Source organism: Stutzerimonas stutzeri (assembly GCF_051028275.1).
GTDB classification, from domain to species: domain Bacteria; phylum Pseudomonadota; class Gammaproteobacteria; order Pseudomonadales; family Pseudomonadaceae; genus Stutzerimonas; species Stutzerimonas stutzeri_AS.
In genome coordinates, this window is sequence record NZ_CP069269.1 from 110,929 (window position 1) to 132,238 (window position 21,310).

Sequence of the window (21,310 nt, forward strand, 5' to 3'; positions counted from 1 at the left end):
TGACCTTGCCAGACTGCGCGCGTGCTTTGGCCTGACTTACCGAGAATGTGTCGACGCCGGCACAGCCATTAGCTGCACCAGGCACAACGGGATGAGCGTCGATCGCCACCCAGCGTGACCTGTCCACAGCCCAACACATGACTACAACAGGAGCTGCACGGATGAAACCCTTTGCCAAGACCCTACTTGCACTGACGCTGGCTGGCGCGGTCGCCGGCGCTGCGCAGGCCGAAGACAAAGTTTTGCACGTCTATAACTGGTCCGACTACATCGCCGAAGACACCCTGGAGAACTTCACCAAGGAAACCGGCATCAAGGTCGTCTATGACGTGTTTGACAGCAACGAGGTGCTGGAAGCCAAGCTGCTCGCAGGTAGCTCCGGCTACGACGTAGTCGTGCCTTCCAACCCGTTCCTGGCCAAACAGATCAAGGCGGGCGTGTTCCAGAAGCTCGACAAGAGCAAGCTGCCGAACTGGGAAAACCTCGACAAGGACCTGCTGAAGGCGCTGCAGCCGAGCGACCCGGACAACCAGTACGCAGTGCCGTACATGTGGGGAACCATCGGCATCGGCTACAACCCGGAGAAGGTCAAGGCCGCGCTGGGCGAAGACGCACCGGTCGATTCCTGGGATCTGGTATTCAAGCCGGAGAACATGGAAAAGCTGAAATCCTGCGGCGTCTCGTTCCTCGATTCACCGACCGAAATTCTTCCCGCGGCACTGCATTACCTCGGCTACAAGCCAGACACCACCAAGTCTGACGAGTTGAAGAAGGCCGAAGAGCTGTTCATGCAGATACGCCCGAACCTGGCCTACTTTCACTCCTCGAAGTACATCTCGGACCTGGCCAACGGCAACGTCTGCGTCGCCATCGGCTACTCCGGCGACATCTACCAGGCCAAAGCACGCGCCGAAGAAGCGGGCAACCAGGTGACGGTGAAGTACAACATTCCCAAGGAAGGCGCAGGGACCTTCTTCGACATGCTGGCGATCCCGGCCGATGCGAAAAATGTCGACAGCGCCCATGTCTTCCTCAATTACCTGATGAAGCCAGAGGTGATGGCCTCCATCACCAACTATGTGCAGTTCCCCAACGGCAACGCTGCGGCCACCCCGCTGGTGGATGAAGCGATTCGTACCGACCCGGGCGTCTACCCGAGCCAGGCCGTACTGCAGAAGCTCTACACCTTCCCGGACCTCGATCCCAAGACCCAGCGCACCATGACCCGCAGCTGGACCAAGATCAAATCCGGCCGTTGATTCACCCGTCTCGCACAGGCCCGTTCACGTGTCTGTGCGAGGCATTTACCGACCCCCTGAGGGGCTTAGTCCCGACAAAATCTGGCTCCGATCCGGCTACGGTGCCCTCTTTGTGGTGTGACAGCCTTGCCTGTTGCGCCGTGCCAGTTGATTTTCAGAGGTTTTTCCAATAAATAGCCCGCCTTTCGTCCATTGATCGCGCGGCCAGTACCAAGAGGACACTCTCATGCGTTCGACATTGAAGTCGCTTCTTATAGCCGCTGCGGTCAGCGGTGCTGCATCCGCTCAGGCTGCCACGGTACATATCTACAACTGGTCTGATTACATCGGCGAAACGACGCTGGCAGAATTTGAAGAAAAGACTGGCATCAAGCCCGTCTACGACGTCTTCGACTCGAACGAAACCCTTGAGGGCAAGCTGCTCGCTGGCCGTACCGGCTATGACGTAGTGGTCCCGTCCAACCATTTCCTTGGAAAACAGATCCGCGCTGGCGCTTTCCAGAAGCTGGACAAAAGCAAACTGCCCAACTGGGAACACCTGGATCCGGCGCTGCTCAAGCAGCTGGAAAAAAACGATCCGGGTAATGCCTACGCTGCCCCCTATCTCTGGGGCACCAATGGCATCGGTTACAACGTTGAGAAGGTGACGGCTGCGCTGGGCATCGAGAAAGTCGATTCCTGGGCGGTGCTGTTCGAGCCGGAAAACGCCAAGAAGCTGGCCGGCTGCGGCATTGCCTTTCTCGACTCGGCGGACGAAATGATTCCGGCGATGCTCAACTACCTTGGGCTTGACCCCAACAGCACCGATCCGGACGACTACGCCAAGGCTGAGGCGAAGCTGCTGGAAATACGCCCCTATGTTCGCTATTTCCACTCATCCAAGTACATCTCCGATCTGGCTAACGGCAATATCTGCATCGCCGCAGGGTTCTCCGGGGACATCTTCCAGGCTGCGGCGCGAGCCGACGAAGCCGGTAAGGGCATCGATATCGCCTATGCGATTCCCAAAGAGGGCGGCAATCTCTGGTTCGACATGCTGGCCATCCCGGCCGACGCGCAGAACGTCGACGAAGCCCATGCCTTCATCAATTATCTGCTAGATCCACTAGTGATCGCGTCGGTCAGCGACTATGTCGGCTATGCCAACCCCAACCTCAAGGCCGGTGAATTGATGGATCAGGAGGTGCGTAACGATCCGTCGGTTTATCCGCCGCAAGCGGTGCTGGATCGCCTGTACGTATCGGCCGAGCTGCCGCAGAAGATCAACCGTTTGATGACCCGCACCTGGACCAAGGTCAAGTCCGGTCAATAGCCACACCAGGGCAAGACGGAATCGCTACTCGCCATCCGTCTTGCCCTGCTCCATGACGTTTCCCGGTGCTGTCCGGGGTCCAACTATTTCCAATCGGGAGTTCGCGCATGGCCGTTGCCTCCAGCGCCTACAAAAAAGCCCTCACCGGTGAGAGCCAGAGCAAGCAGGTGCTGCTGAAGATCGACCGCGTCACCAAGAAGTTCGACGAAACGGTGGCGGTCGATGATGTCTCGCTGAGCATTCATCAAGGTGAAATCTTCGCCTTGCTTGGAGGTTCCGGCTCGGGCAAGTCCACTTTACTGCGTATGCTGGCGGGCTTCGAGCAGCCTACCGAGGGGCGGATTTTCCTCGACGGCCAGGACATCACCGAGATGCCGCCGTACGAACGGCCAATCAACATGATGTTCCAGTCCTACGCCCTGTTTCCGCACATGAGCGTCGAGCAGAACATTGCCTTCGGCCTGAAGCAGGATGGCCTGCCGAAGGACGAGATCAAGACACGAGTCGATGAGATGCTCAACCTGGTGCAGATGAGCCAATACGCCAAGCGCAAGCCGCACCAGCTCTCTGGTGGCCAGAGACAGCGTGTTGCCTTGGCGCGCTCGCTGGCCAAGCGGCCGAAGCTGCTCCTGCTGGATGAACCGATGGGCGCGCTGGACAAGAAACTGCGCTCGCAGATGCAGCTGGAACTGGTGCAGATCATCGAGCGGGTCGGGGTGACCTGCGTGATGGTGACCCACGACCAGGAAGAGGCCATGACCATGGCCGAGCGCATCGCCATCATGCACCTTGGCTGGATCGCCCAAGTTGGCAGCCCGATGGACATCTACGAGACGCCAGCAAGCCGTCTGGTGTGCGAATTCATCGGCAACGTCAATCTGTTCGACGGCGAGCTGATCGAAGACGTGGAAGATCATGCGGTGATTGCGTCTCCCGGCCTGGAGAATCCGATCTATGTCGGTCATGGCATCAGTACTCGTGCCCAGGACAAGCAGATCACCTATGCAATACGTCCCGAAAAGCTGCTGATCGGTACTGAGTTGCCTGAGCTGCAACGCCCCGGTTACAACTGGGCCAAGGGCGTGGTCTATGACATCGCCTACCTTGGCGGGCATTCGGTCTATTACATCCAGATGCCATCCGGCGGCATCCTGCAGGCTTTCATGGCCAACACCGAACGGCACGTCAAACTGCCGACTTGGGAGGAAGAAGTGTTCGTCTACTGGCTGGACGACAGCGGCGTGGTGCTCCAGGCATGAGCCGCTCGCGTCTTAACACCGGCCGCCGACTCGTCATTGGTGTGCCCTTCGTATGGCTGGCGTTGTTCTTCCTCCTGCCCTTCGTAATCGTGCTGAAAATCAGCTTCGCCGAAGCGGCTGTGGCTATTCCGCCGTATTCGGAGGTGTTCGCCTATGCCGAGCAGCAGTTGCAGATCCTCATCAACTTCGGCAACTACATTTTCCTCAGCGAAGACGATCTGTACTGGGCGGCTTACGCTGGCTCGCTGCGCATTGCCTTCTTCAGCACGCTGATCTGCCTGCTGATCGGCTATCCCATGGCCTATGCGATTGCCCGAGCGCGCAAGGACCTTCAAACCGTCTTGCTGCTGCTGATCATGATGCCGACCTGGACGGCGATCCTGATCCGCGTCTACGCCTGGATGGGCATTCTCAGCAGCAATGGCATCCTTAACGGCCTGTTGCAGGGGCTGGGGTTGATCGATGAACCGCTGCGTATCCTCAACACCGATCTCGCCGTTTACATTGGCGTGGTGTATTCCTACCTGCCGTTCATGATCCTGCCGCTCTACGCCAATCTGGTGAAGCACGACTTCAGCCTTCTGGAGGCTGCATCCGACCTGGGCGCGCGCAACCTCACCAGCTTCTGGAAGATTACGGTGCCGCTGTCGAAGAACGGCATCATCGCCGGCTGCATGCTGGTATTCATCCCCGTGGTCGGCGAATTCGTGATTCCCGAGCTGCTCGGCGGGCCGGAGACGCTGATGATTGGCAAGGTGCTGTGGCAAGAGTTCTTCAATAACCGCGACTGGCCGGTGGCCTCCGCGTTGGCGGTGGTGATGCTGGCGATTCTGCTGATACCGATCATTCTCTTCAACCGCAACCAAGCCAAGGAACTGGAGGGCAAGCTATGAAGCGCTACAGCTTCTCCAACCTGATCCTGGTCCTCGGGTTGCTGTTCATCTACCTGCCCATGGTGCTGCTGGTCATCTACTCCTTCAACGCCTCTCGGCTGGTGACGGTATGGGGCGGCTGGTCACTGAAGTGGTACGCAGGGTTACTGGACAACAGTCAGCTCATGGGTGCAGTGATGCGCTCGCTGGAGATTGCCTTCTACACTGCGATTGCAGCGGTTGCACTGGGCACCATGGCAGCATTCGTGCTGACGCGGATTCCGAACTTCCGAGGCCGTACCGTCTTCGGCGGCCTGGTCACCGCCCCGCTGGTCATGCCCGAGGTGATTACCGGTCTGTCCTTGCTGCTCCTGTTCGTGGCCATGGCGCAGCTGGTCGGCTGGCCCGCCCAGCGCGGCATCGTAACCATCTGGATTGCCCACACCACGTTCTGCTCGGCCTATGTTGCGGTGGTCGTCATGGCACGTCTGCGCGAGCTGGACCAGTCCATTGAGGAAGCGGCGATGGATCTCGGTGCTCGGCCGTGGAAGGTGTTCTTTCTGATCACCATGCCGATGATCGCGCCGTCTCTGGCTGCCGGCGGCATGCTGTCCTTCGCACTGTCGCTGGACGATCTGGTGCTGGCCAGCTTTGTCTCCGGCCCAGGGGCGACAACGCTGCCGATGGAAATTTTCTCGGCGGTGCGCCTGGGTGTGAAGCCGGAGATCAACGCGGTGGCCAGCCTGATCCTGCTGGTGGTTTCTCTCGCGACCTTCATCGCCTGGTATGTCAGCCGTCGCGCTGAAAAACGCCGCACTCGCGCCATGCGTCAGGCTATGGATGACAGCAGTGGCAACAGTTGGCATCAGGCGGCTGACATCGGTAAGGTCATGGCGCCCCCATCGGCGCATAGCTGAGTCGCAAGCGCGCCTCCCTGAGGCGCGCCGTTAACGGGCCGCAGCGTCCTGCCAATCACAAAAACAAGCCACCGCGAGCGAGTGCGTCGCACGGACTTGTCGGCCTGCCAATAGCGCATCGAGAATCGGCTCGACAAAACTGTTGTCGGACCGGCAGACAGCGCCTTCGCTGTAGGGCCCGAGGTAGGCCAGTTCGCCTTTGGCATCCCAGATCCCGACCGCTGGGCTTGCCGGCAGCTGGGAGGCTCCGCTGAGCTCCGGCAGCGGTTTCAATGCCGCGAGCTGTGGCGGCAAACGGCCCTCTGTCCCAGGCTTCTGCACGACATAGAACGCCACTTGCTGATCAGCGAAGCGCGCCAGCAATTGTTCCAGATGTTGCTGGTTGCCCACGTTGCAGGGGCAGCTCGGGTCCCAGAAATGCACGAAACGCACAGGGCCAGGGCCTTGTAGCTCGGTGGGAAGCTGCAGCGCATCCCCCGAAAACTGCTCGGCCCGTTCGCCTTCGAAGGTACGAAGATATCGCGCCTCGAACCACCAGAAGGCCGCCAGCATCGCGCCGCCCCAGAGCAAGGCGAGGAGGCCGGCGATAAAGTATTTACGGCGTATGGACATGGCAGGGCTCTTCGGTGGAGGCGTCAGCTTGCCATGTAGCGGCGCAGAGCTGAATATCCCACCCATTCTGAACACGAATACCGGTCATGCCCTCGCCAATTGATCCCGACGCCCTTCGCGCCCAGCTGAGCCCCATCAGCGATACTGCACCCCTTACCCCTGACGCACACTTTTACCAGGCTTACTACGGGCTGGACCTGCCGCACCATGGCGAGTTTCGCCGGCACCTGGGTCGCTTCACCGTGCATGGCTATGAAGTAGTGGCGCAGGCTTGGTATCCCGCGCAACCCGTGGCAACGCTACTGGTGCTGCATGGCTATTACGACCACATGGGCCTGTATCGGCATGTCGTGGATTGGGCATTGAAGCAGGGCTATGCAGTGCTCGCCTGCGATTTGCCGGGGCACGGCCTGTCCAGTGGGCCGCGGGCCAGCATCAACGAATTCGATGAATATCAGGCGGTGCTGCAGGGCTTGTTAATGGAGGCAGCAGCGCTGAACTTACCGCAGCCTTGGCACCTGCTGGGACAGAGCACCGGCGCGGCGATTGTGCTTGATTACCTGTTGAATGCAACGACGCATCCGAATCTTGGCCGCGGCATTCTGCTCGCGCCCCTCGTAAGGCCGCATGGCTGGCGCTGGTCTCGCTTGACCTATGAGGTGATGCGCCACTTCGTGACTCAGATACCGCGCCGATTCACGCAGAACTCTGGAGACATGGAATTTCTGACGTTCGTCCAGTCACGGGACCCGCTGCAACCCGACGTTTTGCCGACGGCGTGGGTGGGTGCCTTGTCACGCTGGATACCGCGCATCGAAGGCGCAGCAGCGAGCGCACACAGTCCGATCATCATCCAGGGCGAGGCTGATCTGACGGTGGACTGGCGGCACAACCTGCCGATTCTGGAGGAGAAGTTCGACCGTCCCGATGTGTTGCGCATGCCCGAGGCACGCCATCATCTGGTCAATGAGCGCGAGATGCTGCGTCGCGAATATTTCGCCTTTCTTAGCGAGCGTCTGCGTTAGCAGGGGATCGGTCGAAGCGCCCATTCAGGCGCCCGATTGCGCCTGTGTAGCGTCTGCGCCTACCGCGAGGCCGGCCCGCAAGGTTTCGAGCGCAGCCTGGTAATACTTCTGTCCAGCCGGAGACTGGGCGAACTCGACGAACTCCTCCAGCTCGGCATCGGAAAGGTCGCGATAGATGTATAGCAAGGTGTTGTCCAGATCGCTCTCGACCTGTTGCTGCAGGCGTTCACGTTGGCTATCCAGCAGCCCCTGGGCCTGTCCACCGCCCAGCAGGCCGGGAATCATCTGGCTAAGGCTTTCAGCCGCGACGCCGGCCAGCGCCAGGCTGACTTCCGCGCCGGCTTCGGCAGCGGGAAGTGCCTGGGCCAGGTGGCGAATGAGAAGCTGCCGATTGCTACCGGCCTCGATGCGCGGAATGCCATTCTCGTACCGGGCCAGCTGCTCACGTCGACCGGCGAGGGTCTCTGCCGCCACCACCTTGTGGCCCAGTGGGGATTGAAAGAACTCCAGCGCGGGTCCCGGATCCTGGAGGTTTACCCGCAACGCTTGCTTGGCCCGCTGGTCGATCGCATCGACTGCAAAACGGCGATTGCTGTTGGTCACCAGCGCCTGGAAGACGGCCGGTGGCAGCGTGTTCTTGTAACGCTGCTGGGCCGCGGTCAATGCATCACTGAAATTGGCGCGCTGTTCGGTCCAGCCGGCGGTTTCGTAAAGCTCGTCGTAAGTATCGGCGAGGGTATTCAGGCTGACGGCGAGTAGTACACAAGCAATTAGGGCGCGCATGGAAGCTCCTGTTGGCGGGCAGTTTATTTTCAGCGCCCTGACGGCTGCTGTCGAGGCGCGAAAGCGCTGCTGCTAGACTCTAAAACAATCCTTCCGGAGTCTCTTCCTTGCAGTTCGATACCATCATTGACGACCTCGCCGAGCATGGCTGGTCGCTACGTCGTTCGTTCCTGTCAGATGATCTGACCCTCAGTCTGGCAGCGGAGTGCCGCAAGCGTGAGGCACAAGGTGCCTTGGCCCCGGCTGGTATCGGGCGGGGTGACGCGTTGACGATTCGCGAAGGCATCCGTGGCGACCAGATCCAATGGTTGGAACCGGGCCAGTCGCCACTCTGTGACCGCTATCTTGAGCTGATGGATGGGCTTCGGCAGCGGATGAACCAGACGCTGTTTCTCGGTCTGGAGGAGTTCGAATGCCATTTTGCGTTATACCCGCCAGGAGCCTTCTACAAGACGCATCTGGATCGCTTCAGGGATGACGACAGCCGTTGCGTCACCGCTGTGGTGTATCTCAATCCGAACTGGCAGCCAGCGGATGGGGGTGAGCTGCGCATGCATTTCGCTGACGGTTCGCACCGCGACATCCCGCCAGTGGCGGGAGATCTGCTTGTTTTCCTGTCGGGTGACTTCCCTCATGAAGTATTGGTCACCCATACCGACCGCCTCTCGCTGACGGGCTGGTTTCGCCGACGCCCCGCAGATGTGCTTGCGTTGTAACGCAGGCAAAAAAAAGCCCGGCGCAAGCCGGGCTCAAGAAGCAATGATCAATGAGCGTCACATGCCAAGCAGATTTGGCAGCGCCAGCGAGATCGACGGCACGTAGGTGATGATCATCAGGAAGCTCAGCAGCAGTGCGAGCCACGGCATCACGGCACGGATCACCTGAGTCACCGGCATCCCGGTTACTGCCGAGGCGACGAAAAGGTTCAGCCCCACGGGTGGCGTGATCAGGCCGATCTCCATGTTCACAACCATGATGATGCCCAGGTGGATCGGGTCGATGCCCAGCTGCACCGCAATCGGGAACAGAATCGGCGCCAGGATCAGGATGATGGCGGACGGCTCCATGAAGGCACCGGCGATCAGCAGGACGATGTTCACCACCAGCAGGAACATCCAGGGTTGCAGACCGGCCTCGAGCACCATGGCGGTGATCTGCTGTGGTATCTGTTCAGTCGTCAGCACGTGCGCGAAGAGCATGGCGTTGGCGATGATGAACATCAGCATGATCGACAGCTTGCCCGATTCCAGCAGCACTTTGGGGCAATCACGGATCGTGATGTCCTTGTAGACGAACAGTGCGATGAAAGCGGAGTAGACCGCGGCTACCGCAGCGGCTTCGGTCGGGGTGAACATGCCCGAGTAGATGCCGCCGAGGATGATTACCATCAGCAGCAAGCCCCAGACGGCCTTACGTGCAGCCGACAGCCACTCGCGGAAGGTTGCGCGCGGCAGCGCTGGAAGGTTTTTCTTCACGGCGATGATGTAGATCGCAACCATCAGCCCCAGACCCAGCATCAAGCCCGGAACGACACCGGCCATGAACAGCTTGCCCACGGAGGTCTCGGTAGCCGCAGCGTATACGACCATCACGATCGACGGTGGGATCAGGATGCCCAACGTACCGGCGTTGCAGACGATGCCTGCGCCGAATGCCTGGGGATAACCGGAGCGGACCATGCCAGCAATGGCGATCGATCCGACGGCAGCAACCGTTGCGGGAGAGGAGCCTGACAGCGCGGCGAACAGCATGCATGCCAGTACGGCGGCAATGGCCAAGCCGCCACGGATGTGGCCGACGCTGGCGTTGGCGAAGTCGATGAGGCGCTTGGCGACACCGCCGGTGGTCATGAACGCGCCGGCCAGCAGGAAGAACGGAATGGCCAGCAGCGTGTAGTGCTCGGACGTCTCGAACAGCTTGATCGCCAGTGAGGTGACCGAATCCGGGCTGAACAGCAGAATGGTCAGCGAACCGGCCAGACCGAGGGAGACGGCCACCGGCACGCCGATGAACATCAGCGCGAAGAGCGCGACAAAGAGGAACAGGATAGTCATTTACTTCGGCTCCTCTGCGCCCAGTTTCGCGGCCTCTGCGGCTTCGTCTGCCAAACCAAGGCCGGTTTGCTCGTTACGCAAAATGCGCACAAAGATTTCGGCGAAACGGATGAATACCATCGCGAAACCGATCGGCACGATCATGCCGATGTGCCATTGTTTGATACCGAAATGACCGAGATCTTCAGCGCCGATGTCCGCGGTGAACAGGGCCGAGATCCAATTGAAGCTGGCATAGGCCAGCAGCGCCGCATAGCCGAGGCAGAACAGGCAGGCAACGAAGCCGATGTAGCGCTGGACGTGGCGCGGCGCCAGCTTGACCAGTGCGTCGATGCCGATATGGCCGGCGGTGCGCACACCATAAGCCAGGCCGGAGAAGATCAGCCAGGCGAACAGCGCCTTGGTCAGTGCTGTGCTCCAGGTCATCTCTTGCGCCAGGCCGATGGTGAAGTCACCCATGGCGAAGAACAGATCGCTGGCACCCTCGAAGCGATCGCCGAGGCTGTAGAAAACAGTGTAGAGGTTATTCAGGACCACGTAAACGAAGGTCACCAATGTCATGGCGGCCAGAAGAAAGGCGATAAACGCTTCTTCGAAGTGGTCCCAGACGCGCCTGATGGCGTTCATGGATGACATCTCCTGATGGATAGCATTGTTTCAGTGGGCGTACAGAGCGTGCGCCATGGACCGGTCGAGTAACCGGTGACAAAGCAATGAAAAGACTCGTGTTCCAGACGCGTCTGGCCTGTGATCACCGGGCCGTAGGTGTCGCCTGGCTCGGTCGTCTTTTCAATGATCTTTCGATGCGGCTGGTATCGCTTCAGCAGAAATGCGGAGGGCAGCTTGTGGCTGCCCTCCGGCATGGATCACTGGGCCTTGTTGGCTTCTTCGGCGGCCTTGATCAGGTCGGCACCGATTTCATTCTCGAACTTGCTCCAGACGGGCTTCATGGCTTCGCGCCACTTGGCACGCTCTTCCGGAGTCAGAACGAGGATGTCGGTGGTACCGGCAGCCAGGATGTCCTGCTTGGCTTTCTGGTTCAGGTCATCGGCCTGCTTGTTCACCTCAACGGTGACCTCGGCGATGATGTCGTTCAGCTCGGAACGCACATCTTCAGGCAGACCTTGCCAGAACTTGGTGTTGGTGATCAGCATGTAGTCGAGCAGACCATGGTCGGACTCGGTGATGTGCTTCTGCACTTCATGCATCTTCTGCGAGTAGATGTTGGAGTAAGGGTTCTCCGCACCGTTGACGACGCCAGTCTGCAGGCCTTGGTAGACCTCGGCGAAGCTCATCTTGCGCGGGTTGGCGCGCAGAGCCTTGAACTGCTCGTCCAGCACAGCGGAAGCCTGTACGCGGAACTTCAGGCCGCGGGCGTCTTTCGGCTCACGCAGTTCCTTGTTGGCGGACAGCTGCTTCATGCCGTTGTGCCAGTAGGCCAGGCCGGTGATGTTCTTGTCTTCCATCGAGCTCAGCAGCTTCTGGCCGGCATCGCTCTGCTGGAAGCGGTCAACCGCCTGGATGTTGTCGAACAGGAACGGCAGGTCGAACACCTGAACGCCCTTGGAGTAATGTTCGAACTTGGCCAGCGACGGAGCGATCAGCTGTACGTCGCCGAGCAGCAGAGCTTCCATTTCCTTGCCGTCGCCGAACAGCGAAGAGTTCGGGTAGACCTGCACTTCCACTTTACCAGGCAGACGCTCTTCAACGAGCTTCTTGAACATGACCGCACCCTGACCTTTAGGGGTGTTCTCGGCAACTACGTGGGAGAACTTGATCAGGATCGGATCCGCAGCCTGAGCCAGGTTTGCGATACCAAGGGACAGAGCACAGGCGAGCGCCGTGGCAGTCAGCTTGAACATTGTTGTGTTTCCTCTTGTTGTGAAATGAGCCTCTACATCAATGCGGAAAGCTCGGCTGTAACCAGCAAGAACAAGTGTAGGTACATCGTTTCGCCTACATTGGCCCGAATTTGCCGGTTCATGGAGTTAGCGGGAGCAAATGCTGTGCCAGGTGCTTGCAAACTGCAACCCGTGAGGCCGGAGTGTACTCGCATGATGGCAAAATACTGACGAATATTTCTCAGCTAGCGCCGCTCTAGTCCGCAGGTTTCACCTCTATCCACGAGCCGTGGACAAGGGCGGCTTAATCCAGCCACATAATTGTTTCGGCAGCATGTCCGCAGGCGACGATAAGGCGAACTTTCCGATTGCAATGCCGCGATGGCGGAAAACCGCCAGCTATTCGCCGTCATCCGGCGGGGTTCCGCCAGCGTCGTGGAACACCAGGCCATGCTTGCGCAGTTTATCGTGGAGGGTCTTGCGGGGAAGGCCGAGGGCTTCGGCGACGCTGCGCAGCGAACTGTGGGGCCGCGCCAGCTCAGCCGCGATGAGGGCTCGCTCGAAGGCATCGACCTGTTCGCCAAGCTCCTTGCCCGGTGCAGCGGCGCTGCCTGCAACTCGATGAGCCGGGTCATCGAGGCCTAACTCCAGACCCAGCGCAAAGCGCTCGGCAGTATTCTGCAGCTCCCGCACATTGCCGGGCCAAGCATGGCGCAGCAGTTGTGCGCGTTGTTCCGGCCGCACCTCGCGAATTGGCAATCCGTGACGGCTGGCGGCCGTCTCAGAGAAGTGCCGGAACAGGAACAGCACGTCTTCGCTACGCTCACGTAGCGGTGGGATGCGCAAGGGCGCGACGTTGAGACGGTAATAGAGATCAGCACGGAAGCGTCCCTGATCGGCGGCTAGGCGCAAGTCTTCCTTGGTCGCGGCGATCACACGGATATCCAGCGGAATCGACTGATTGCCACCGAGTCGCTCGACTACGCGTTCCTGCAGCATGCGTAGCAGTTTGACTTGGACGTCGAGGCTCATGCTCTCGATTTCGTCGAGAAACAGGGTGCCGCCATTAGCGAACTCGAACTTGCCGATGCGGCGCTTTTGCGCGCCGGTAAAGGCTCCGGCTTCGTGGCCGAATAGCTCGCTTTCGACCACCGATTCAGCCAGCGCCCCGGCGTTGATCGCAACGAAGGGACCGTTGCGGCGGCTGGAATGATCGTGCAGCGCGCGGGCAACCACCTCTTTTCCGGAACCGGTTTCACCGAGGATCAGCACGTCGGCCTGGGTACCGGCGAGTGCGCCGATCTGCTCGCGAAGGCGTTGCATCGAGGGCGATTGTCCAAGCAGGCGTGTCGACAGTTGTTGGCGGTCGGCCAACGCCAACCGCAAGCTGCGGTTGTCCAGCACCAGCTGCCGAAGGGAGAGCGCGCGTCGAACGCTGTCGAGCAGCGCTTCGCTGGGAAAAGGCTTTTCGAGAAAGTCGTAGGCGCCAGCCCGCATGGCCTGGACTGCCAGCTGGATATCTCCATGGCCAGTGATTAGCAAAACCGGGAGCTCGCTGTCGATCATGTGCAATTGTCGTTGCAGCTCCAGGCCGTCGATGCCTGGCATACGGATGTCGCTGACCACCACGCCAGGCCAGTCCGGTGGCAGCAGGGTGGCCAGCCCGCGTGCGTCACTGAGACCGAGCACCTTGAGCCCGGCGAGATCGAGCGTCTGGCTCAATGCCTTGCGCAGGTGAGGGTCGTCATCGACCAAGATGACCTGAGTCTGCGGGTCGATCGGGTGGGTCATGCTAGTCCTCGCTCGGGAAGGCGACGCCGGGGTCGGCATAATGCAGATAAAGGCTGATCTGTGCGCCCCCCTCCGGGTGGTTGGCCAGGATCAGTTCCCCGTCGAGTGCGCGCGCCAGGGTATCGCAGATGGCCAGGCCCAGGCCTAGGCCTTGGGCGCTGGTCTTGGTGGTGAAGAAGGGTTCGCGGGCACGTCGCATGGCCTCGTCAGAAAAGCCCGGCCCGTTATCACGCAAGGTCAGCAGCACGCCGTCGCCCTGTCGCTCGGCGCGCAGCCAGATGCGCCGCACCGGAGGGCGCTCGACCAGGGCATCCAAGGCATTGCTCAACAAGTTGGAGATGATCTGCCGCAGCCGCGTCTCACCGGCCTGGACCCATAGCGTGGCCTCGGGCAGGTCTCGAATCAGCTCGACGCCCATGGCCTGACGCCGCTTCGCCAGCAAGGACAACGCATCGTCTAGCGCTGGCTGAAGCGCGACCCGCTCCGGTGCATGCCGGTCACGCCGGGCGAACGCACGAAGGTGAGCGATGATCGAAGCCATGCGAGCAGTCAGTTCGCTGATCAGCTTGAGGTTGTCGCGTGCTTCATCGTTTCGTTGCTGGTCAAGCAGGACGCCAGCGTTGTCAGCATAGCTTCGAATCGCCCCAAGGGGCTGATTGAGTTCATGGCTGATGCTTGCGGACATGGTGCCGAGCGCAGAAAGCTTGCCGGCCTGAAGCAGCTCATCCTGGGCTCGGACCAGCTCCTGCTGGGCCTGTTCGCGCTCCAACACCTCTTCCTTGAGCCGGCTGTTCAGGGCTTCCAGGTCTTGCGTTCGCTGCTGCACCCGGTGTTCAAGCTGTTGGCGCGCCTCGGCATCCAGCGCGATCCGCTCAAGGTAATGACGGCGTCGTTGCATCAGCAGGCCAAGCAATAGCAGCAGGGCTGCCAGCGTCGCTGCGCCGATCGCGACCACGGTCTGCACCGGTCGCTTGACCAGGCTGATCGGTGCGAGGATGCGGACCGTCCAGCCGGTCTCTTTCAGTTCCCGGCTCTGAATCAGCCAGGTATTGATGTCCAGCGTCAGGTCGCGCGGCTTCAGGGTAGGGTAGGTGCGTTCGGACGCGATCTGCTCGCGCTCGTCGATCTGTAGCGCACGGCTGGCACGGAAGCGCCATTCCGGCTTCGAGGTAAGGATCACCACGCCGAAGCTGTCGGTCACCATCAATTGCTCGGGCGTATTGCCCCAGAGTGTCTCGGTGTGATCCAGATCCACCTTGACCACGAGAACGCCGAGAATTTCTTCACCGTCGCGAACCGCTGCCCCGAAATAGTAGCCGCGCTTGCCAGAGGTGGTGCCAAGGCCGAAGAAGCGGCCTAGCTGGCCGGCCATCGCTTCCGTGAAGTAGGGACGGAAGGCAAAATTGCGATTGACGAAACTGTCGCTGTCATTCCAATTCGATGCTGCCAACGTGTTGCCGTCTGGTGCCATCAGGTAGATAACGTCAGCACCGGTTTCCTTGCGCAACTGATCCAGAAGACGGTTGGCCTGATCCTTGGTAGCTGGGTTCTCAGGCTGGCGCAACGCCATGCGCAGCGTCGGTAGATCTCCCAGTATGCGTGGCAGCACCTCGTAGCGGCGCAATGCGCCGAGCAGGTTGGCTACGTACAGGTCGAGCGTCTGGCGGTTCTGTTCGATCAGCTCGTTGGTGTAGTACCGCTCGGCCAGCTGTTGCAGCGGCCACAGCAGCGGTGCCAGCAATAACGCAACCAGAGCCAGATTGCGCCAGCGAGGGCGGCGAGGAGATTTGGGTAACGTCATTCGGTAGCGCCTGTGATTCAGCGCCATTATGCACGTACGGCCATCACCCGTGCGCCCTATCCGAGCGAGCGGCGCTGGGCGTCGAAGCCTTTAATTGAACGCTGCAGCAGCATCCTGAATATTTGAGGTATGGGATGAGTCGCCAAGGCATTCTTTCAGTGCGGCATCCCAAGCGGGCAGCGATAACTGCCACTCACGCTCCAGGCGTGCGCAGCAGAGGCGGGAATTGAGTGGACGCTCAGCGGCGGTTGGGTAGTTGGCAGACACAATGGGTTCAATCTTGGCGCGCAGCCGACCCTGACGTTGCAAGTGGTCCGCAATCCTGCAGGCGAAGCCGTACCAGGATGTCGCTCCGCTAGCGGTCAGGTGATAGAGCCCGGCAGGACCACCCGCACCCATGCGCCGCTTGTGAACCATTTCTGCGGTAACCGCCGCGATTGTTCCAGCCCAGGTTGGCGCGCCGATTTCATTATCAACCACCGCCAGTGAGTCGCGCTCCTGCAGCAGGCGCTGCATCGTCAAGAGAAAATTATGCCCATGCGAGGAGTAGACCCAGCTGGTGCGCAGGATCAGATGCTCGCCACCTGCCGCTTGAACCGCCCGCTCCCCGGCCAGCTTGCTCGCGCCGTATACGCTCAAGGGTGCGGGGGAATCATCTTCACTGTAGGGCTCAGGCTTGCGACCGTCGAAGACGTAGTCGGTGGAATAGTGAATCAGCGGTATGCCCAAGGACGCAGCTTCCTCGGCGAGCACACCAGGGCCGATCGCGTTAACTGCGAAGGCTCGCTCGCGGTCGCCCTGGGCGAGGTCGACCGCGGTATAGGCGGCAGCGTTGATGATCAGATCCGGGCGCAACAGGCGAACCTGCTGGCGAATCTGCACAGGCTCGGCCAGGTCCAGCAGTTTGTGTCCCAGCGCCAGAACTTTCCCTTCACCGGCTAGCGCCCGTTGCAGCTCGAGAGACAGCTGCCCGGTGCTGCCGGTGATGAGGATTTTCATGCAAAGTGCTCCGCTTCGCTGAGCACTTTGCCGTCGATGTCTTTCTGCGACAGTTGAGGCGGCTCGGTGAAGGGCCAGTCGATGCCGATCTGCGGGTCATTCCAGAGCAACGAGCGCTCATGGGCTGGCGCATAGTAGTCGGTGGTCTTGTAGAGGAACTCGGCGCTCTCGCTGAGCACTACAAAACCGTGAGCGAAGCCTTCCGGTATCCACAGCTGGCGCTGATTTTCGGCACTCAGACGGGTGCCGACCCAGCGACCGAAGCTTGGTGAGCTGCGGCGCAGGTCCACCGCCACGTCGAACACTTCCCCGGCCACGACCCGCACCAGCTTTCCCTGAGGCTGCTGGATCTGGTAGTGCAAACCGCGCAATACACCGCGCTGGGACTTGGAATGGTTATCTTGGACGAAGGTTCGCTTGAGGCCCGTGGCGGCCTCGAAGGCTGCGGCGTTGAAACTTTCGTAAAAGAAGCCGCGCTCGTCACCGAAGACCTTCGGCTCGATGATCAACACATCGGGAATGCCGGTTTCGATGACGTTCATGCGTCTTCACCCGCCAGCTTGAACAGGTACTGACCGTAGCCGGTCTTGCCCAGGGCATCGGCACGGCGCAGCAATTGCTCGCGGTCTATCCACTTGTGCTGGTAGGCAATCTCTTCCAGGCACGCGACCTTCAAGCCTTGACGGTGTTCGATGGTCTGCACGTACTGCGAGGCTTCCAGCAAGCTGTCGTGAGTACCAGTGTCCAGCCAGGCGAAGCCGCGACCGAAACGCTCGACGTTGAGGTCGCCGCGCTTGAGGTAGGCATTGTTGACGTCCGTGATTTCCAGCTCGCCGCGTGGCGAGGGCTTGATTGATTTGGCGATCTCGACGACGTCGTTGTCGTAGAAATAGAGGCCAGTGACGGCGTAGCTGGATTTGGGCTTCGTTGGCTTCTCTTCGATCGATAGGGCTTTACCATTTTCATCGAAGTCGATCACGCCGAATCGCTCCGGGTCCTTGACCCAATAGCCGAATACCGTGGCGCCTTTCTTTTGCGTGGAGGCACGCTGCAGCTTCTCGGTGAAGTGCTGCCCATGGAAGATGTTGTCGCCCAGGATCAGGCACACCGAGTCGTCGCCGATGAATTCTTCACCAATCAGGAAAGCTTGAGCCAGACCGTCCGGCGATGGCTGTTCGGCGTAACTGATGCTGATCCCGAACTGGCTGCCGTCACCCAGCAGGTTGCGGTACTGCGGCAGGTCTTGCGGAGTGGAGATCAGCAGGATGTCACGAATCCCGGCAAGCATCAGTACCGAAATCGGGTAATAGGCCATTGGCTTGTCGTAGATCGGCAGCAGCTGCTTGGATACGCCCAGGGTGATGGGGTGCAGGCGAGTACCGGAGCCTCCGGCAAGGATGATTCCTTTCATGCGTTCTCCAGCGCGCCAAGGCGCTCACGTTGATAGCTGCCGTCCTGAACGCGACGGCACCATTCGAGGTTGTTCAGGTACCACTGCACGGTTTTGCGCAGGCCGGTCTCGAAGGTTTCCTGCGGGGCCCAGCCGAGTTCGCGCTCGATCTTACTGGCATCGATGGCATAGCGCAGGTCATGACCGGGGCGGTCCTTGACGAAGGTGATCAGGTCCTCGAAGTGCTCGAGGCCTTCGGGCTTCTGCGGTGCCAGCTCTTCGAGCAGGGCGCAAATGCCGCGCACCACGTCGATGTTTTTCTGCTCGTTGTGACCGCCGATGTTGTAGGTCTCGCCGACCTTGCCTTCGCTGACCACCTTGAACAGCGCGCGGGCATGATCTTCCACGAACAGCCAGTCACGCACCTGGGTCCCGTTGCCGTACACCGGTAGCGCTTTGCCATCCAACGCATTGAGAATCACCAGCGGGATCAGCTTCTCTGGGAAGTGATACGGCCCGTAGTTGTTCGAGCAGTTGGTGATCAGTACGGGCAGACCGTAAGTGCGCTGCCAGGCGCGAACCAGGTGATCGGATGACGCCTTGCTTGCCGAATAGGGCGAGCTGGGGGCGTAGGGCGTGGTTTCGGTGAACAGATCATCGACACCGTGCAGGTCGCCATAGACCTCATCAGTGGAGATGTGGTGGAAGCGGAAGGCTTCACGGCGCTCGGCGGGCAGGGTCTGCCAGTAGGCGCGTGTCGCTTCGAGCAACTGATAGGTGCCGACGATGTTGGTCTGGATGAATTCGGCGGGACCGTCGATGGAACGGTCAACGTGAGATTCAGCGGCCAGATGCATGATGGCGTCTGGCTGGAACTCCAGGAGCGCTTCGCTGACGCGTTCGCGGTCGACGATATCGGCCTGGAGAAACTGGTAGCGATCGCTGCCTTCTACTTCGGTCAGCGACTCGAGGTTGCCGGCGTAGGTCAGCTTGTCCAGGTTCAGGACGCTGTGATCGGTGTCGTGGATAAGATGGCGGATCAGAGCTGAGCCGATGAATCCGGCTCCGCCGGTAACGAGAATGCGCATGATGATAGGCTTCCTTGGCGCGCTAGTAGAGCTACAGGCTCTTGGCATGTCGGCAGGATAGACCCGCCAAAAATACAAAAATTCCGCTCGCTGTCGTGAGCTGCGCAGGCGAACCGGATGCGTTGTGTATCGGCACCGGCTGACAGAGCGTTGCCGGGCGCAGGCAGCTACTGCTATCCGTGGTTAGCGGTAATCGCAAGGTAACAACCGCAACATTATATCTGTATTGCTGCCTGGACCTCATGAATCGATCAAGGCGGCGATGACGGGGCGGGTGACAAATGCAGTAATATCTTGTTGATATCAATTGTTAGGTGGCAATGGAATGCACACTTGCAACGAGCAACTCGCCGAGTTGTTGACCCTGACCGCACGTAGCCTGTCGCAGTTGAGCGAAGCGCTAACGACCTTTTCATTCGAAATGATGGCCAGTGAAGATCCGGCTGTGCGCATCGCCAGCCGCCGAATGGTATCGCGCGTCTCGCTGATCCAATCCAGTTTCGATCATCAGCTGCGTCTGGTCAGCGCGACTGCCGGGGCCGAGCATGACCCCAGCGCATTGGTGCTCGATGTCGAACTGCAGCCATCGGTGGACCAAGGTCCGCCACCAGGAACGAAAACCCGTTGACTCAATGCGGGTCGGAGCGTCTGGCTTGTCACCGGACGGCATGCCAGCTCTCTAAAGTCCGAACTCGAATAGGGCGACTGGGTATATACCCGATGGCAGCTGCGGCACCCTATGGGCAGCCCCTTACTTTTGCTGTTGAGCGTGGCTCAACGTCCACTCGACGATCTCAGCGCTGAGTCGGTCGGCGGCCAGGCCAAACGCCTCGACCACGTTTTCCACGCTTGGGTCGGTGCTCGGCTGGCGAATCTCGAAGCGCCGATTGGCCAGGGTGTGCTGGTCGTTGCGATTCACCAGCCGCGCATCGAGCTTGATGATCACCACGGGCTTTCCATCAATATAGACGCTCTGGAACGCGCGCAGATCGCTGTGCAGGCTGAGATCCGAATACAGGTTAACGTCTTCGTTGCTCACCGATGGCAGGCGGCCGTCCCGTTGGAAGGCTTCGATCAGTCGGTCACGCAGCAACACCGGTGCGGTGTCGCTCCAGCGAGCGCCTCCGTAGGCGCTGATCTCGTTGCCCTGCGGCACTACGGCGATGCGCTGGCTGGCAAGGATTCGGCTGGCCTGCGGCGTGTTGATGCGCAGTGCTTGCTGGGTCGTCGGCTCGCTGGCCTGCTGCTGCGTTGGTGTGGTTGGCAACAGGAAGATTCGCAGCGTTTCCGATTCCGGCAGAACCGAACATGCCGAAGCTGCCGATAGCAGCGCGAGCAGGGCAAGGCGGGACACGGATTGACGAAGGCTCATGGGTTGAACTCCTGCACTTTGTCGCGGCCTAGCAGGAAGCCGCTGGGGTTGTCTTCCAGACGCTGGGTGACCCGGCGCAGCGCACCGAGCGTGCTACGCAGTTCGTTGATCGCCGGGCCCAGTTCGTTGAAGCCCTGCATGCCGTTGTTGAGTGCGCCTTCGTTCTCTTCGAGCAGCTTGTCCAGTCGAGCCGTGGCCTGGTCCAGCGTATTCATCGACTGCGCCGCGCTGGTCAGAACGCTACGGCCTTGATCGTCCAGCAGGCCATTGGCATTGCGAGCAAGACTCGACAGCTCGCTCATGACAGTGTTGGCCTGCTGGCTCAGCTGGTTGAACTGCTGGAGCGTTTGCGCCAGATCGCCGCGTTGTTCCGACAGCACGCTGGTCGCTTGTTCGAGATGTTCCAGCGTGCGGCTCAAACGTGTGGTGTTTTCCTCGGAGAAGACCTGGTTGGCACTGAGCAGCAGGTTGTTGATGTTGCTCATCAGATCTTCGCCGTTTTCCAGCAGAGCACTGAGCGAGGACGGGTCAGCGATGATCAATGGCGGGTCTTGCCGGTCACCTTCCAGCCGTGGCGCTTCCGGAGTACCGCCGTGCAACTGGATGACCATGCTGCCGGTGATGTTGGCGAGTGCCAGACGCGCCTGAGTGTTTGTCTTGATCGGTGTGCCGCCGTAGACACGGATGCGCGCACGGACCTTGCGCGGATCGTCCGGCTCCAGCCAGAGTTCGGTGACATCGCCGACCTTGATGCCGCTGTACTCAACCGAGCTGCCGCTGGACAGGCCGCTCACCGCCTGGCTGAAACCGATGTCGTAGTAGCTGTATTCCCGGTCCATGCTGGATTTGCCCAGCCACAAAGCGAAGAGCAGGGCGCAGCCAACCGCGACCACGGTGAACAATCCGATCAATACATGGTGGGCACGGGTTTCCAT

General features: G+C 60.2%; 21 protein-coding genes. 8 read left to right on the forward strand and 13 right to left on the reverse strand.

Annotated elements, in window-relative coordinates; all coding sequences use genetic code 11:
* Positions 1-161 precede the first annotated feature (161 nt).
* The 5 genes from JQR87_RS00525 (at position 162) to JQR87_RS00545 (ending at position 5,619) form a co-directional block, all read left to right on the forward strand.
* A complete protein-coding gene (locus JQR87_RS00525) occupies positions 162-1,259 on the forward strand; it encodes a polyamine ABC transporter substrate-binding protein (protein ID WP_407293703.1) in 1,098 nt (365 codons plus the stop codon).
* A gap of 226 nt (positions 1,260-1,485) precedes the next feature.
* A complete protein-coding gene (locus JQR87_RS00530; RefSeq protein ID WP_407293701.1) occupies positions 1,486-2,571 on the forward strand; it encodes a polyamine ABC transporter substrate-binding protein in 1,086 nt (361 codons plus the stop codon).
* 107 nt (positions 2,572-2,678) lie between these two features.
* Positions 2,679-3,830, forward strand: coding sequence for a polyamine ABC transporter ATP-binding protein (potA, locus tag JQR87_RS00535; RefSeq protein ID WP_407293699.1), 1,152 nt, complete (start codon positions 2,679-2,681; stop codon positions 3,828-3,830).
* Entirely contained in the window at positions 3,827-4,723 is an 897-nt protein-coding gene (locus tag JQR87_RS00540) for an ABC transporter permease subunit (protein WP_407293697.1), read from the forward strand. The genes potA and JQR87_RS00540 overlap by 4 nt, the downstream gene beginning before the upstream one ends.
* On the forward strand, positions 4,720-5,619 hold the full coding sequence (locus JQR87_RS00545) for an ABC transporter permease subunit (RefSeq protein ID WP_407293695.1): 900 nt from the start codon (positions 4,720-4,722) through the stop codon (positions 5,617-5,619). Before JQR87_RS00540 ends, JQR87_RS00545 begins: the two co-directional genes overlap by 4 nt.
* A gap of 30 nt (positions 5,620-5,649) precedes the next feature.
* Here the strand turns inward: JQR87_RS00545 and JQR87_RS00550 are convergent, their stop codons facing one another.
* The gene (locus JQR87_RS00550; RefSeq protein WP_407293692.1) at positions 5,650-6,231 is read right to left on the reverse strand and encodes a DUF6436 domain-containing protein; all 582 of its coding nucleotides are present in this window, start codon (positions 6,229-6,231) and stop codon (positions 5,650-5,652) included.
* Between the two features lie 86 nt (positions 6,232-6,317).
* Between JQR87_RS00550 and JQR87_RS00555 the strand changes: the two genes are divergently transcribed.
* Complete coding sequence (locus tag JQR87_RS00555; RefSeq protein WP_407293689.1) at positions 6,318-7,256, forward strand: alpha/beta hydrolase; 939 nt, start codon at positions 6,318-6,320, stop codon at positions 7,254-7,256.
* 24 nt (positions 7,257-7,280) lie between these two features.
* On the opposite strand, the gene JQR87_RS00560 is transcribed toward JQR87_RS00555, so the two are convergent.
* Positions 7,281-8,039 carry a DUF2059 domain-containing protein gene (locus JQR87_RS00560; protein WP_407293687.1) on the reverse strand — a complete coding sequence of 253 codons (759 nt, stop codon included), beginning with the start codon at positions 8,037-8,039 and terminating at the stop codon, positions 7,281-7,283.
* A 107-nt stretch (positions 8,040-8,146) separates the two neighbouring features.
* Here JQR87_RS00560 and JQR87_RS00565 point away from each other — a divergent pair, with 107 nt between their 5' ends.
* Positions 8,147-8,755, forward strand: coding sequence for a 2OG-Fe(II) oxygenase (locus tag JQR87_RS00565; protein WP_407293684.1), 609 nt, complete (start codon positions 8,147-8,149; stop codon positions 8,753-8,755).
* Between the two features lie 57 nt (positions 8,756-8,812).
* On the opposite strand, the gene dctM is transcribed toward JQR87_RS00565, so the two are convergent.
* The 9 genes from dctM to rfbB form a co-directional block, all read right to left on the reverse strand.
* Complete coding sequence (gene dctM, locus JQR87_RS00570) at positions 8,813-10,093, reverse strand: C4-dicarboxylate TRAP transporter large permease protein DctM (protein WP_407293682.1); 1,281 nt, start codon at positions 10,091-10,093, stop codon at positions 8,813-8,815.
* The gene (locus JQR87_RS00575) at positions 10,094-10,720 is read right to left on the reverse strand and encodes a TRAP transporter small permease (protein WP_407293680.1); all 627 of its coding nucleotides are present in this window, start codon (positions 10,718-10,720) and stop codon (positions 10,094-10,096) included.
* Between the two features lie 239 nt (positions 10,721-10,959).
* Positions 10,960-11,955, reverse strand: coding sequence for a C4-dicarboxylate TRAP substrate-binding protein DctP (gene dctP / locus JQR87_RS00580; RefSeq protein WP_407293678.1), 996 nt, complete (start codon positions 11,953-11,955; stop codon positions 10,960-10,962).
* A 378-nt stretch (positions 11,956-12,333) separates the two neighbouring features.
* Positions 12,334-13,725: a sigma-54-dependent transcriptional regulator gene (locus tag JQR87_RS00585; RefSeq protein ID WP_407293676.1), complete on the reverse strand. Its 1,392-nt coding sequence runs from the start codon at positions 13,723-13,725 to the stop codon at positions 12,334-12,336.
* 1 nt (position 13,726) lies between these two features.
* Complete coding sequence (locus JQR87_RS00590; protein WP_407293674.1) at positions 13,727-15,526, reverse strand: sensor histidine kinase; 1,800 nt, start codon at positions 15,524-15,526, stop codon at positions 13,727-13,729.
* Between the two features lie 90 nt (positions 15,527-15,616).
* Positions 15,617-16,525, reverse strand: a complete 909-nt coding sequence (gene rfbD, locus JQR87_RS00595) for a dTDP-4-dehydrorhamnose reductase (protein WP_407293672.1) — start codon at positions 16,523-16,525, stop codon at positions 15,617-15,619.
* A complete protein-coding gene (gene rfbC / locus JQR87_RS00600) occupies positions 16,522-17,067 on the reverse strand; it encodes a dTDP-4-dehydrorhamnose 3,5-epimerase (protein WP_407293670.1) in 546 nt (181 codons plus the stop codon). Before rfbC ends, rfbD begins: the two co-directional genes overlap by 4 nt.
* Positions 17,064-17,936 carry a glucose-1-phosphate thymidylyltransferase RfbA gene (gene rfbA / locus JQR87_RS00605; RefSeq protein ID WP_407293668.1) on the reverse strand — a complete coding sequence of 291 codons (873 nt, stop codon included), beginning with the start codon at positions 17,934-17,936 and terminating at the stop codon, positions 17,064-17,066. The genes rfbC and rfbA overlap by 4 nt, the downstream gene beginning before the upstream one ends.
* Positions 17,933-19,003 (reverse strand): dTDP-glucose 4,6-dehydratase, encoded by a 1,071-nt coding sequence (rfbB, locus tag JQR87_RS00610; RefSeq protein ID WP_407293666.1) that lies wholly within the window; start codon positions 19,001-19,003, stop codon positions 17,933-17,935. The genes rfbA and rfbB overlap by 4 nt, the downstream gene beginning before the upstream one ends.
* Before the next feature lie 325 nt (positions 19,004-19,328).
* Here rfbB and JQR87_RS00615 point away from each other — a divergent pair, with 325 nt between their 5' ends.
* On the forward strand, positions 19,329-19,631 hold the full coding sequence (locus JQR87_RS00615; RefSeq protein ID WP_407293664.1) for a hypothetical protein: 303 nt from the start codon (positions 19,329-19,331) through the stop codon (positions 19,629-19,631).
* Between the two features lie 123 nt (positions 19,632-19,754).
* On the opposite strand, the gene JQR87_RS00620 is transcribed toward JQR87_RS00615, so the two are convergent.
* Positions 19,755-20,375 carry an ABC-type transport auxiliary lipoprotein family protein gene (locus JQR87_RS00620; protein ID WP_407293662.1) on the reverse strand — a complete coding sequence of 207 codons (621 nt, stop codon included), beginning with the start codon at positions 20,373-20,375 and terminating at the stop codon, positions 19,755-19,757.
* Positions 20,372-21,310 carry an MlaD family protein gene (locus tag JQR87_RS00625; RefSeq protein WP_407293660.1) on the reverse strand — a complete coding sequence of 313 codons (939 nt, stop codon included), beginning with the start codon at positions 21,308-21,310 and terminating at the stop codon, positions 20,372-20,374. Before JQR87_RS00625 ends, JQR87_RS00620 begins: the two co-directional genes overlap by 4 nt.